This is a genomic window from Janthinobacterium svalbardense (genome assembly GCF_002327145.1).
Classification (GTDB): domain Bacteria; phylum Pseudomonadota; class Gammaproteobacteria; order Burkholderiales; family Burkholderiaceae_D; genus Janthinobacterium; species Janthinobacterium tructae.
Genome location: NZ_CP023422.1, coordinates 5,715,859 through 5,729,081, shown reverse-complemented (window position 1 = coordinate 5,729,081; position 13,223 = coordinate 5,715,859). Strand labels below are relative to the sequence as shown.

Below are 13,223 nucleotides of genomic sequence, written 5' to 3'. Positions count from 1 at the left end.
AGTAATGGCGTGAGCTGGCGTATGCCACAGGGAGCGCCGCGATGATGAAATCGGCCAATATGCTGTTGTTCTCGCGCGTGCTCGCCGCCGTCTTTGGCGGCTATGCGCTGACGTCCGGCGTGGCCGTGCTGCTGTCGGCCGTGCTGCCGCTGTCGCGCGCCGAAGCCGTGCTGACGGCCACCCTGAGCGCCTTCGTCGTCTACACTTGCGCCGTGATCTGGGTCTTTGCCGTGCAAGACCTGCGCCGCGCCTGGCTCGGCATGCTGCTGCCGGCGATTCTATGCGGTGGCGTTGGCCTGCTGCTGTCGCGAGGTGCCGCATGAACGCCGTCAAGGTAGACAAAGTGGTGAAAACGCCGCAACAGGGCGGCTTGCGCCAGGCCATGGCCTGGCTGCATACGTGGAGCGGCCTGTGGATTTCCTGGCTGCTGTTCGCCATTTTCCTGACCGGTACCCTGGCCGTCTTCGACGACCCGATCGGCCACTGGATGACGCCCGAACACGCTCTGGAAGAGGCCGCGCATGCGAACGATCCGCCGCTGCCGAAGGTCACGGACCGCGCGCACCGCCTGGAGCTGGCGCTCGACTTCATGGCCAAGGAGCACCCGCAGGCGGACATGTGGGAAATCTGGCCCGTGCAGCGCCCCGGCCACGGCCTGTCCGCCTACTGGTTCCAGCCCAGCGGCGGCTATGGCTCGGCGGATCTCGATCCGCTGACGGGCGCCATCGTCAAACATGCGCGCGAGGCGACGGAGCGCGAAACCATCGGCGGCCACCATTTCGTCGATTTCCATTACGAGCTGCACGCGGGACGCATCGGCGTATGGATCGTGGCCATCACCACCATGATCATGCTGGTGGCGCTGGTGAGCGGCGTCATCACGCACAAGCGCATCTTCAAGGATTTCTTTACCTTCCGCCCGGCCAAGGGCCAGCGTTCGTGGCTCGACGCGCACAACGCGGTGGCCGTGCTGACGTTACCGTTCCAGTTCATGATCGCCTACACGGGCCTGGCATTTTTCAGCGATGACTATGTGCCGGCCCCCGTGGTGGCGCAATACGGCATGGAGAATGCCAAGAAGGCCTTTTTGGCCGACTGGAACGATGTGGGCAAACCTGCGCGCTCGGGCCAGCCGCTGGCCATTCCCGCGCTGGAATCGTTCGCGCTGCGCGCCGAACAGGCCATCGGCCAGGAAATCCGCGCCGTGGTGCTGGACAACCCGAATGACGCCTCCATGCGCGTGTGCATGTATGGCTGGAACGAGGATACGGAACTGCTCACGCGCCTCAGCGCCAGTTCGGGCCGGGCCTGCTATGCGCTGGCCACGGGCGAGCAAGTTGCCGTGCGCCTGCCGGGCGAGTCGGACACGGGCGGCGCGGGCCTGACGCGCTCCGTCATGTCGAACCTGCACATGGTGGGTTTCGGCGGCACGCCCATGCGCTGGCTGTACTTCTTTTGCGGCCTGGCCGGTACGGCCATGATGGGCACGGGCGCGATCATGTTCATGGTCAAGCGGCGCCAGAAGTCCGGCGGCGAGTTCGGCGCCTACACGCAGCGCGTGTACCGCGTCATCGCCTGCCTGAACGTGGCGGCGATTGCCGGCCTGTCGATCGCCTGCGTGGGCTTCCTGTGGGCCAACCGGCTGATCCCCGTTGGCCTGGAGCACCGCGCCGGCTGGGAAGTGCGCGCCTTCTTCGGCGTGTGGTTTTTGATGCTGGTGCATGCCTGCCTGCGCGCGGAAAAGCGCGCGTGGATCGAGCAACTGGGCTTGCTGGCGGCCCTGTGCCTGCTGCTGCCCGTCCTGAATGTCCTGAGCACGGGCGACAACCTGGTGGCGCAGGTGGCACGCGGCGACTGGGAAAGCGCCGGCGTGGAGCTGGGCAGCATGGCCTTCGGCCTGCTGGCCGCCTGGGGCGCGTGGAAAGTCCACAAGCGCAAGGAAAAGCCGCTTAAAAAAGCCGCCGCCAGGGAAAACGCTGCGCCCGCAGCCAGCCTGCAGGTCAGTACGGAAGGACAGTCATGATCAACACCATCCTGTGTGCGCTGGGCCTGTCGTATGCGGGCATGGCCAGCCTGTCGCTGGCGATGGACCGCCACCATGGCCAGGTCTGGGGCAGGGACGCGGCGCCGAACGTGCGGCGCGCGCTGCAACTGGCCGGCGCCATCCTGCTGGCGCTGGCCATCTGGCCTTGCGTGGCCGGCTGGAGCGCCACCGTCGGTGTGGTCGCCTGGCTGGGCTTCATCGGTGCGGGCGCGCTGCTGGTGGCCCTGCTGCTGCCGTATGCCCCCCGCTTGCTGTTTCGTAGTTCCCTGCTGGCAGCCGTCGCCGCGCTGGCAGGGCTTGTGACGTTTCTGCGGTGATGATCACCGCCATTTTCAAGGATAGACCGATGCATTTTTTACGCCTGGCGACACCGATTGATGTTTTGAATGTATTGAAGGCGGTTTCCTGATGGCGGCCCGCCTGCCTTCCCGCCGCGCCCGCATCCTGGGCGGCGCGGTCTTGCTGGCGCTGTTAGGCGCCGGTGCACTGTGGGCCACGCGCGGCCCGGCCACCGTGTTCGACACGGCGCCCGTCAAGCGCGGCAATATCGAGGCCAGCGTCACGGCCATCGGCACCCTGCAGCCGCAAACCTATGTCGACGTGGGCGCGCAGGTGTCGGGCCAGATCACGCGTTTGCACGTGCAGCCGGGCAGCGCCGTGGAAAAGGGCCAGTTGCTGGCCGAGATTGACCCCAGCGTGCAGCAAGCCACGGTCGACGCGGGCCGCGCCGCCCTGGCGGGCTTGCGCGCGCAGCTGGCCGATCAGCAGGCGCAGCACCGCCTGGCGGGCCAGCAGCATGGCCGCCAGAAGCAGATGGCCAAGTTCGACTCGACGCCTTTGGCCGACCTGGAAACGGCCGAAGCCACCTTGGCCTCGGCCGGCGCCAAGATTGACCACCTGAAGGCGCAGATAGACCAGACCCAGGCCAGCCTGAAGGCGGACGAGGCGCGCCTGGGCTATACGCGCATCTATGCGCCGATGGCCGGCAAGGTGGTGGGCCTGGACGCGAAAGAAGGGCAAACCCTGAACGCCACGTACCAGACGCCGAACATCCTGCGCATCGCCGATCTGTCGGCCATGACGGTGTGGACGGAAGTGTCGGAAGCGGACGTGCGCCGCGTGCGCCCGGACATGCCCGTGTACTTCACCACCCTGGGCGGCGACCAGCGGCGCTGGAGCGGCAAGGTGCGGCAAGTGCTGCCTGCGCCGCCAGTGCCCGGTGGTTCCGCCGCCGGCACGGCCCTGGCGCCGTCGACCAGCAAGGTGATCCTGTATACAGTGCTGTTCGACGTGGATAACGCCGATGGCGAACTGATGCCGCAGATGACGGCGCAGGTGGTGTTTGTCACGGCAGCTGCAAATAATGTACTGGCCGTGCCCTTGCCGGCCCTGAAACCATCGACGGAAGAGGGCGCCAAGCCGGGGCAGTTCACGGCCCGCGTAATGGATGCGGACGGCAAGGTCGATACGCGCGCCGTTACCGTGGGCGTACGCAACCGCCTCAGCGCGGAAGTGCTGCAAGGCTTGCGCGAAGGTGAATTGCTGGTCACGGGCGAGCAGCCGGCCAGCAGCGGCGCCAGCAGGTTCCAGTTATGAGTGCCATGAGCGAAGCCAGGTCGCTGGGGCAAGCCGGAGAACCTGGCCAGCCGGCGCCGCTGATTGAACTTGCCGGCATCCGCAAGCGTTACGGCGGCCACGACGGCGCGCCGGCCGTGGAAGTGCTGCGCGGCCTGACCTTGTCCATCGGTGCCGGCGAATTTGTCGCCATCGTGGGCGCGTCCGGTTCCGGCAAATCGACGCTGATGCATCTGCTGGGATGTCTTGACCGCCCCAGCGACGGCACCTACCGCTTCGCCGGCCAGGACGTGGCCAGCCTGAATCCCGATGAACTGGCGTGGCTGCGGCGCGAGGCGTTCGGCTTCGTCTTCCAGGGTTATCACCTGATCGCCACCGAATCGGCGCGCGAGAACGTGGAAGTGCCGGCCCTGTACGCGGGCATGCCGGCCGCCGCCCGCCACGCCCGTTCCGAAGCGCTGCTCAAGCGCCTGGGCCTTGGCGACCGGCTCGATCACCGGCCGAATCAATTATCGGGCGGGCAGCAACAGCGCGTGTCGATCGTGCGCGCCCTGATGAATGGCGGGCGCATCATCCTTGCCGACGAACCGACGGGGGCCTTAGATAGCAGCAGCGGCGCCGAAGTCATGGCCCTGCTGGGCGAACTGGCCGACGCGGGCCACACCATCATCCTCATTACGCATGACCGCAAGGTGGCGGCCCAGGCGCGCCGCGTGATCGAGATCAGCGACGGCGAAATCATCGCAGACTCGGGCGCCATCGCCATTCCCGCCACGTCGGCGGCCCTGCCGCCGCTGGACATGTCGCGCGCCGCCCACGATACAGGCGCATCGCTGGGCACGGAATTGCTGGACGCGGCGCGCGCCGCCTGGCGCGTGCTGTGGATCAACCGCTTCCGCACGGGATTGACCCTGCTAGGCATCGTCATCGGCGTCGCTTCCGTGATCGTCATGCTGGCCATCGGCCTGGGCACGCGCCAGCAAGTGATGGCCCAATTAGGCGCGTTTGGCTCGAATTTGCTGTACATGGCATCGCGCGGCGAAAGCTCGCGCATCCCCGGGCGCAGCATCACCCTGGCCGACCTCGATGCCCTCAAGGACGTACCGGGCATCACCCACGTGCTGCCGAATGTCACGGGCAACAAGGTGATACGCCACGGCAACCTCGACGTGCAGACCTATGTGCGCGGCACGGGGCCGGCCCTGCCGCAGATCCAGACCTGGCCGGTGGCCAAGGGCGGCTTCTTTACCGAAGAAGACGAGCGCGAAATGGCCACCGTGGCCGTGCTGGGCGCGCACCTGGCCGAAAAACTGATGCCCGACGTGCCCAACCCCGTGGGGCAGAGCATCCTGATCGGCAATGTGCCTTTCCAGGTGATCGGCGTGATGAGCGCGAAGGGCGCGCTGACGGGCGAGAAGGATGAAGACGACGTGCTGCTGCTGCCGTTTTCCACGGCCGGCATCCGCGTCTTCGGCCAGCGCGAGCCGACGTACACGGTCTTGGCGGTGGCCGACGTCAAGCGCGTGACGGAAGTGGAGGCGGCGGTCGACGCCACCATGTTCGAGCGCCACCGCATCCGCGACTATGGCATCAGCAACGCGGCCGCGTCGATCGCCGCCGAAGCCAGGACGCAGGACAACATGACCATGATGCTCAGCCTGATCGCGGCCGTCTCGCTGGTGGTGGGCGGCATCGGCGTCATGAACGTGATGCTGATGACGGTGCGCGAGCGCACGCGCGAAATCGGCATCCGCATGGCGACGGGCGCGCGCCGGCGCGACATCCTGCGCCAGTTCCTCACCGAAGCCGTGCTTGTGTCGGTGGTGGGCGGCGTGGCCGGCATCGTGGTCGGCGTGACGGTAGCCGGCTTGCTGCTGGCATGGGACGTGCCGGTGATCTTTTCGCTCTCCGCCATCGCCGGCGCGTTTGCCTGCGCCGTGGTGACGGGGCTGGTGTTTGGCTTCATGCCGGCGCGCAAGGCGTCGGGACTCGATCCGGTGGTGGCGCTGGCCGGCCAGTAGGTGTTGTAAAAACGCCGGCGCCATGCTTGCCATCGCGGCCAGGCATGGCGCCGGCGTCAAGGCCGAGCTGTGGGGCCGCACGTATCAACCTCCGCTTCAATGCCTGCTTGCCAGCGCCTTGTTCATGGCGAAGACGGTACCCAGCAATGAGACGCCGAGAAATCCGATAACGGTCCATGCGAACGACGCCACGTCTGAGCGATCAAGCAAAATGCCACCGACAACGCCGCCGCTGGCCACCGCCGTGTTCCAGCCCGTCGTGTACATCGATTGCGCCACATCAACAGACTCGCCGGCAAAGCGCGACAAGGCTGTTTGAGTGATCGTGGCAAAGCCGCCGACAGCGATGCCCCATACCGCGACAGAGGGGTAGACCACCTGCGAAAGGTCGCCCCAAAGACCCAGCAGCAGGGATGCAACGGCGAAGACCATGACGCTTGCCACGGCAAGAAATTGCAGCCGACGATCGACCATTGCACCGACGAACCATAGGCCGATGATCGAACCCAGTCCGAAGACGAACAGGATGGTCTCCACGTTCGCTGACAAGCCCGAAGGCGCGAGCAATGGCTCAATATAGATGTAGAGAATGTTGTGGGCAACAACGAAGGTGAAGACAACGAACAGCACGGCGCGAATACCGGTCTTGAAAAATATGCTGGAAAGAGCTTGGCGCTGCCCTTGCTCTGGCCAGGGAAGTCGGGGACGACGGCAATGATCCACACCATGAGCAAGAGTGCCAGGGCACTCATCAGGCCAAACGCGCCTTGCCAGCCGATGGCGCGGCCAAGCAGCGCTCCGAGCGGTACACCGAGCACCAAAGCGATGGTCGCGCCGGCACCGGATATCGCAATCGCCCGCCCGCTGAGATGGGACGGCGACATGCGCACCGCATATCCAGCCAGGAGGGTCCAGACGATTCCGCCGAAGACACCGGCGAAGAAGCGCGCCAGCAGAGAGACGCCATAGCTACCGGAAAGCGCGGTGACGAGATTGACAAGCGCAAAACCAAAGATCGCGGTCAATAGCAACGGACGCCGCCGCATGCCTTGCGTAAGCGCAGTGACCGGAATAGCGGCGACCAGCGCACCCACCGCGTAGGCGGTAATGAACTGACCTGCCAGGCTTTCAGAGACGCTCAAGCCTTGCGCAATGGAAGAAAGCAATCCGGCCGGCATGATCTCGGTCAGCAGCGTGACAAAGGCTGCCATTGCCAGGGCAAGCAGTCCACCCAAGGGTAATCGCTCGGCGCTCTTGTGCTGAGCAGATGTTGTTGTCTGATGCATAAACTAAGTTCCTCAAGTTGAAGTCGTTCTGGTTCTTTATGGAATATCAGTACGTATGCTGCCTGCTTACCAACAAAAGAAAAATAGGCTACAGTGAACAATATATGTGACATAGCCGTCATTAATTGATGGGCATAAATGGAAAATCTTGGTTCTCTTGATCTCTTCGTACGCGCGGGGGAGGCCCGCAGCTTCACTGCGGCCGGGCAGCAGCTGGGCATCTCTGCATCAGCCGTCAGCAAGGCCATCGCGCGGCTGGAGGAACGCTTGGGGGTGCGTCTGTTCCACCGCTCTACGCGCACCATCAGCCTGACATCGGAAGGTGCGTTGTTCCTGGAGCGCTGCCGCCGTATCCTTTGCGAGGTGGAGTTGGCCGAAGCCGAACTCTTGCAAACGCAAAGCGCCCCTCATGGCAAGCTGCGCATCAGTCTGCCATCGCTCGGTACCTTGTTCATGCCCAAGCTGGCGGCCTTCCAGCGGTGCTATCCCGCTGTCGCGCTGGACATCGACTGCTCGGATCGCTTGGTGGAAGTGATCGAAGAAGGCTTCGATGCCGTGATCCGTACTGGAGAACCCGGCGATTCCCGATTGATGGCACGGACGCTCGGCGCTTATCGAAGAGTTATCGTCGGCGCTCCCAGCTATTTCCAGCGAGCTGGACTGCCGCAGCAAGCTGAAGACCTGGTCAACCACGCCTGCCTGTTGTACCGCTATCCCACGACGGGCAAAATGGACGCATGGCCGCTGAGCAGGAACGGTCAGTTCCTCTCCCTGGATCTGCCGGGCAGCATGGTAACGAATTCGCTGGACCCGCAGATCTGCTTTGCCGAACAAGGTCTCGGTATTGCCTGTGTGCCTGACATCGCCGTGCGTCGCCAGCTGGACGAAGGCCGACTCGTCACGGTGCTGGACGACTACAACCAGGACTGCACCACATTCCGCATATTGTGGCCCTCCAGCAAACATCTCTCGCCGAAGCTCAGGGTATTCGTGGACTTCATCGCGCAGAACTTGTTTCCGCTTTGACGGTGGGCGTTGTGTGATGTGCCGTGCTTTATGTATGTCGTCATACTGGGCATATGTTGCATCGTGAAATAAAAAAGATTGCTCCTGGCTCAACACACGGTACTATCTCTTCATAATAAAAAGCAGTGTTTCGCGTAGTCTTGCCCTCGCGGGCACACACCAACCACCACAGGAGAACCCGATGCAGCAAAAATCAATCTTGAAGACCGGTATCGCCGCCGCCCTCATGCTGGCGTTCGGCATGGGTGCCGTCCAGGCACAGGCACAGGAAGTCGTGCGCCTGGGTAATTTAAAATTCGCCCACTACGGCGCCGTGTCGTACATCAAGGAAATCGCGCCCAAGTGCGGCATCAAGGTCGAAGAGCATATCTTTGCCAAGGGCCTCGATGTGATGCAGGCGATTATCGCGGGCGAACTGGACGTGGGTGCGACGGCGTCCGAAGCGGCCATTTCCGGCCGTGCCGGCGGCGCGCCCATCTATGTGGTGGCCGGCTTTGCCAAGGGCGGCGCGCGCCTGGTGGGGGGCGTGGGGCAAAAGATTGCCAGCGTCAAGGATCTGAAGGGCAAACGCGTGGGCGTGACGCGCGGCGGCATCCAGGAAGTGCTGCTGCTGGCCGAGCTGTCGCAAGCGGGCCTGACGTATGCCGACACCAAGGGCAAGGACGTGCAACTGGTGTTCCTGGCCTACGCCGACTTGAACCAGGCGCTGATGGGCAAGAATATCGACGCCATGATGCAGTCGGAACCGCAATCGTCGCAGGCGATCAACAAAGGTTTTGGTACAGAAATCCTGAAACCGTACGACACGCCGATCGGCGAACCCGTGCGTACCATGGTGATGACGGAAAAGTTCTACAAAGAACGTCGCCCGGTGGCGGAAAAATTCATGCGCTGTTTCGTCGAAGCGACCAAGACCTTTATCGACAACAAGGCGACGGCGGAAAAGTATGTGCGCGAAGTCGTGTTCCGCGGCCAGATCACGAAGGATGACTTCGACGACGCGATCAGCAATTCGCCGTATTCGTACGACATCTCGCCCGAGCATATCCAGGTGACCACCGATGTGATGGTGAAAACGGGCGTGGGCCGCATGACGAAGCCGCCCGTGGCCAAGGACTGGGTCAAGACGGACTTGCTGGAACAGGCGAAAAAGAGCCTGAATGTGAAGTAAATCAGTAAAACCATCAAAAAAACCTCCGTGCCAACGATGGTCCGGAGGTTTTTATGTGCAGCGCCCTTAGCGGGCGTTAAAGCCCATCCAGCCTTTTTCCGTCTGCCGGAAGCTCAGTGTATAGATGCGCGTCAGTTCATCGCCTTTCTTGAGCTGGCGGTTGATGATCGCGCCGTAATTGTCCTGTACGATCTGGTCCGACCATTGCAGCAGGTTTTCGAAGCGCTCGGCCGTCATCGCCGCCTGGCGGGTCAGCAGCGGCGCGGGAATCGCTTTCTTTTCCTGCTGCTGCGCCCAGAAGTCGCGGAAAACCTTGTTTTCGCCGCTCATGCCGCGCGCCATCAGGCCCAGACCCATGGTCATGCCCACGGAACCATCCGTCTTCGCCTGCGTCTCGAGCTTGTCGGCCACGTCGGCCAGCAGTTCCAGGTAGCCCACCTTGGCGCGCAGGATGGCCGAGCCCTTGATTTCGTACTGTTCGTTCTCTTTCCAGCCATTCAGCTTTTCCAGTTTCGCGATCTCGAAGTAGTCCTTGTACAGGTCATAGCTTTGAATCGAGGTGCGGAAATATTCTTCGTACGTGGATTGGGAAGGCGCATTTTTCATGCAACCGCTTAATACAGTGCAGGCGGCCAGCAGGAGACAGGTCCAGGTAATTTTTCTGAAGGAAAGCATGGCGGGGGACGGTGGCCTTAGGGTGGATGAATATTGCTATGTGGACATAATTATAGGACTGGCTAATCAGGATGGCAACGTGGTTGTGCCGTGGAAAAAGTGTGCCGGTAGAAAGAATACCGAAATCTTGAGGGTGCGCTACCCCGTTGCGCCTCAGGCGCGATATCATGGCAGGCTTGCAGCATTGGCTGGCGGCGGAATGCCTGTCACCCGGGCTGTCGCTTGAATCGCGCTTGTCGGCTATGGTGTAAACTTAAACTATGCAGATCTATTTCTTTCTTATCGCCGCCCTGTTGTACGCGGCGTGCGCGGTGCTTCCCTCGTCCCGTGCCCGGCTCATTGCCGGCCTGACCGGCGTCGCCTGGCTGGCGCACGCCGCCACCCTGTGGTTCGACCTGATGGCGCCGGGCACCTTGCGCTTCGGCTTTTCCGCCATGCTGTCGGCCGCGCTGTGGGTATCGGTGGGCGCTTACTGGATAGAGAACCGCAATTTCAGTCTGGATGGACTGCGCCGCATGGTCATGCCCAGCGCCGTCATCGCCATCGGCCTGGCCTGGGCCTTTCCTGGCAGCCAGGTCAGCATGGAAGGCAAGTCGGCCGTCTTCGGCTGGCATATTGCCGTGGCCGTGCTGGCCTATAGCACCCTGACGATTGCCGCCTTTCACGCCGTGCTGATGGCGCTGCAGGAATCGCGTTTGCATACGCGCAGCGAAAGCCGCGGCTTCATCGGCAGCGCGCTGGACCAGCTGCCGGCCCTGCTGACGATGGAAAAGCTGCTGTTCCGCATGATCGGCCTGGGTTTTATCTTGCTCAGCTTGACCGTGCTGTCGGGCATCGTGTTTTCCGAACAATTATTTGGCAAGGCCTTGACCTGGGATCACAAGTCGGTGTTTACCATGCTGTCGTGGCTGTTGTTTGCCTCGCTGCTGGCAGGGCGCCGCTTCCGCGGCTGGCGCGGCAAGACGGCCCTGAGTTTTACCCTGGCCGGTTTCGCCACCTTGCTGCTGGCCTATGTCGGCAGCCGTTTTGTACTGGAAGTGGTTTTACACCGAGGATTCGCATGACACGTGTTTTATTCTGGCTGGCGCTGGTGTTCCTGGTGCTGTTTGCTATCCGCAGCAAGATCCGGGGCATGCAGCAGCGCGCCCGCGCGCAGCAGCAACAGCAGCCGAACCCGTATGCGCCGCCGGGCCGGCCACAGGAATTGCCGGATGCAGAGCTGATGCTGTGCTGCGCCCATTGCGGCGTGTACTACCCGGCCTCGGAAAACGTGCAAGCCAAGGGCCACGATTACTGCAGCCACGCGCATGCCACGTTGTAAGGGCCGGCCGGCAGTTCGCGCGCGTTGCTCATCCGTATCGTAACGTCGTCCCGCCTGCGTCCGGCGTAGCATCTGCGGCAGGCGCTTCGTCGCCGCCATTGCAGAAAGGCGCGTCCCATGTCCCGTCCCAGCCTCAGCCCGCATGCCGTGACCGCCGCCGGCATGCCACCGGCGCCTCAACTGAGCGGCAACTCCCTGCCCATGCAGGCGCTGCGTGCGCAGATCGGCCGCATCGCCCGCTGTGGCGCGCCGGTGGCCATTCGCGGCGAATCGGGCACGGGCAAGGAATTGGCGGCGCGCGCCATCCATGCGCAGGGTGCGCGCGCCAGCTTCCCTTTTATTGCCGTCAACTGCGGCGCGATTCCCGAAACGTTGATGGAGGCCGAATTCTTCGGCTGCCGCCAGGGCGCCTATACGGGCGCGCTGCATGAGCGCCAGGGCTTGTTCCAGGCGGCCCATGGCGGCAGTTTGCTGCTCGATGAAGTCGACGATCTGCCGCTGGCCATGCAGGTCAAGCTGTTGCGCGTACTGCAGGAGCGGCGCGTGCGCAAGCTGGGCGGTAGTACTGACGAGGCCGTCGACGTGCGCATCCTGTGCGCCAGCCAGCATGGCCTGGCGCGCGGCGTGGCCGCCGGCACGTTTCGCCAGGATCTGTTTTACCGCCTGAATGTGATCGAGCTGGCGCTGCCGCCGCTGCGCGAGCGGCGCGGCGATCTGCAGGTATTATGTGAGGTGATCCTGGCGCGTCTGGCGCCACACCAGGCCGTGAGCCTGGCGCCGCCGGTGCTGGCGGCCCTGGCCGCGTATGCATTCCCCGGCAATGTGCGCGAACTGGAAAATATGCTGGAGCGGGCGCTGGCCTTTGCCGATGGCGGCGTGATTGCGCTCGACGCGCTGGCCTTGCCGTCTGCGGCGGGCGGCATGCCGCTGCGGGCGCCGCCGGCATTGCCGGAGCGGCAACTGTGCTTGCCCGGCATGGCGGCATATGGCGTGCCGCCCGTCTTGCCGCTGGACATGTATTTACGCCAGGCCGAGCGCGACATGATCATGCTGGCGCTGGTGCAGGCGCGCTATCACCGCGCACGGGCGGCGCGCCAGCTGGGCCTGAGCGTGCGCCAGCTGCGTTACCGCATGCAGAAATTGACGATACAGGAAGCGTTACCTTGATGACAGCATGGACGATAGATGAAGACGGCTGGTGCGACGGCGCGCTGCGCTATGACTCCCAATACTACGATGCGCGCCCGGACGGTGCGCAAGTCGACTTGCTGGTGATCCATAACATCAGCTTGCCGGGCGGCCACTTCGGCGGACCGCATGTGTCGGACTTGTTTACCGGCCGGGTAGACTATAATGCCGATCCTTCTTTCGCCGACCTGCGTGGCTTGCAGGTGTCGGCGCACTTTTTTGTGCGGCGCGATGGTGCGCTGTTGCAATATGTTTCTACTGATCAACGTGCCTGGCATGCCGGCGCGTCCATGTTCGAAGGGCGCCCGCAGTGCAATGGCTATTCCATCGGTGTCGAAATGGAAGGCGCGGACGATGTGCCCTTCCAGCCGCGGCAATACCATGTGCTGGCGGTGCTGACGGCGGCACTGGTAGCGCGCTACGGGCTGTCCCAGGTGCGCGGCCACGCGCACATTGCGCCGGGCAGGAAGACGGATCCGGGGCCGTTTTTTGACTGGCATTTTTATCAAGTATGCTGGCTGGAAACTATGCGCGGGCAGCCTGCGTTAGCGCTTACTACGCGGGGATTGGGCTTTCCATCCGTGCCCTGAAAAGTCAACCGAAATCGTATATGAAAATACAAAAAATTACGCTGGCGGATGCCGGAAAACTATTGCATCGCCTTTCGATGGGCACTACAATTAGTGCATAACTTGGATTTAAAGACTATATGTAGTGCCATCACAGACGTTTTCAGAATTATTGCCAAAGCTACCCTGTTTGTTTATACGGCAACGGGAACTGGCGTTTCATCACCCTTGATCGTGTTTCGCGCCAGCCGGGCTGTACAGGTTGGCCGTCTGATTTTTGGCTGTATATTATTTACTATTTAGCAACAAATACCTGAGGAAACCCTGACCATCGGGCGTTCTATTCA

Annotated in this window: 13 protein-coding genes and 1 pseudogene; 11 read left to right on the top strand and 3 right to left on the bottom strand. The window is 62.9% G+C overall.

What is annotated here, in order from left to right:
• The first annotated feature begins 41 nt into the window (after positions 1-41).
• From CNX70_RS25550 to CNX70_RS25530, 5 genes are all read left to right on the top strand, one after another.
• Positions 42-323 carry a hypothetical protein gene (locus tag CNX70_RS25550; protein WP_096237850.1) on the top strand — a complete coding sequence of 94 codons (282 nt, stop codon included), beginning with the start codon at positions 42-44 and terminating at the stop codon, positions 321-323.
• A complete protein-coding gene (locus CNX70_RS25545; protein ID WP_096237849.1) occupies positions 320-2,023 on the top strand; it encodes a PepSY-associated TM helix domain-containing protein in 1,704 nt (567 codons plus the stop codon). The genes CNX70_RS25550 and CNX70_RS25545 overlap by 4 nt, the downstream gene beginning before the upstream one ends.
• The gene (locus CNX70_RS25540; protein WP_096237848.1) at positions 2,020-2,361 is read left to right on the top strand and encodes a DUF3325 domain-containing protein; all 342 of its coding nucleotides are present in this window, start codon (positions 2,020-2,022) and stop codon (positions 2,359-2,361) included. Before CNX70_RS25545 ends, CNX70_RS25540 begins: the two co-directional genes overlap by 4 nt.
• A gap of 91 nt (positions 2,362-2,452) precedes the next feature.
• Positions 2,453-3,640 (top strand): efflux RND transporter periplasmic adaptor subunit, encoded by a 1,188-nt coding sequence (locus CNX70_RS25535; RefSeq protein WP_096237847.1) that lies wholly within the window; start codon positions 2,453-2,455, stop codon positions 3,638-3,640.
• A gap of 5 nt (positions 3,641-3,645) precedes the next feature.
• Positions 3,646-5,640: a MacB family efflux pump subunit gene (locus CNX70_RS25530; RefSeq protein WP_096237846.1), complete on the top strand. Its 1,995-nt coding sequence runs from the start codon at positions 3,646-3,648 to the stop codon at positions 5,638-5,640.
• A 96-nt stretch (positions 5,641-5,736) separates the two neighbouring features.
• On the opposite strand, the gene CNX70_RS29035 is transcribed toward CNX70_RS25530, so the two are convergent.
• Together CNX70_RS29035 and CNX70_RS29030 are read right to left on the bottom strand one after the other, a co-directional pair.
• The gene (locus CNX70_RS29035) at positions 5,737-6,270 is read right to left on the bottom strand and encodes an MFS transporter (RefSeq protein WP_244199211.1); all 534 of its coding nucleotides are present in this window, start codon (positions 6,268-6,270) and stop codon (positions 5,737-5,739) included.
• Between the two features lie 44 nt (positions 6,271-6,314).
• A pseudogene (locus CNX70_RS29030) lies at positions 6,315-6,818 on the bottom strand (MFS transporter); the annotation flags it as partial.
• 246 nt (positions 6,819-7,064) lie between these two features.
• Between CNX70_RS29030 and CNX70_RS25520 the strand changes: the two are divergent.
• Both CNX70_RS25520 and CNX70_RS25515 read left to right on the top strand, forming a co-directional pair.
• On the top strand, positions 7,065-7,952 hold the full coding sequence (locus CNX70_RS25520; RefSeq protein WP_096237845.1) for a LysR family transcriptional regulator: 888 nt from the start codon (positions 7,065-7,067) through the stop codon (positions 7,950-7,952).
• A gap of 226 nt (positions 7,953-8,178) precedes the next feature.
• Positions 8,179-9,123 carry an ABC transporter substrate-binding protein gene (locus tag CNX70_RS25515; protein WP_425269260.1) on the top strand — a complete coding sequence of 315 codons (945 nt, stop codon included), beginning with the start codon at positions 8,179-8,181 and terminating at the stop codon, positions 9,121-9,123.
• 66 nt (positions 9,124-9,189) lie between these two features.
• Here the strand turns inward: CNX70_RS25515 and CNX70_RS25510 are convergent, their stop codons facing one another.
• Positions 9,190-9,729 carry a hypothetical protein gene (locus CNX70_RS25510; protein WP_096237843.1) on the bottom strand — a complete coding sequence of 180 codons (540 nt, stop codon included), beginning with the start codon at positions 9,727-9,729 and terminating at the stop codon, positions 9,190-9,192.
• Between the two features lie 329 nt (positions 9,730-10,058).
• On the opposite strand from CNX70_RS25510, the gene CNX70_RS25500 reads away from it, so the two are divergent.
• The 4 genes from CNX70_RS25500 to ampD all read left to right on the top strand — a co-directional run bounded on the left by CNX70_RS25500 (position 10,059) and on the right by ampD (position 12,897).
• Positions 10,059-10,862, top strand: a complete 804-nt coding sequence (locus CNX70_RS25500; RefSeq protein ID WP_096237841.1) for a cytochrome C assembly family protein — start codon at positions 10,059-10,061, stop codon at positions 10,860-10,862.
• Complete coding sequence (locus tag CNX70_RS25495; protein ID WP_071075508.1) at positions 10,859-11,119, top strand: PP0621 family protein; 261 nt, start codon at positions 10,859-10,861, stop codon at positions 11,117-11,119. Before CNX70_RS25500 ends, CNX70_RS25495 begins: the two co-directional genes overlap by 4 nt.
• 117 nt (positions 11,120-11,236) lie before the next feature.
• Entirely contained in the window at positions 11,237-12,286 is a 1,050-nt protein-coding gene (locus CNX70_RS25490; protein ID WP_096237840.1) for a sigma 54-interacting transcriptional regulator, read from the top strand.
• On the top strand, positions 12,286-12,897 hold the full coding sequence (gene ampD / locus CNX70_RS25485) for a 1,6-anhydro-N-acetylmuramyl-L-alanine amidase AmpD (RefSeq protein WP_096237839.1): 612 nt from the start codon (positions 12,286-12,288) through the stop codon (positions 12,895-12,897). The genes CNX70_RS25490 and ampD overlap by 1 nt, the downstream gene beginning before the upstream one ends.
• Positions 12,898-13,223: the final 326 nt, after the last annotated feature.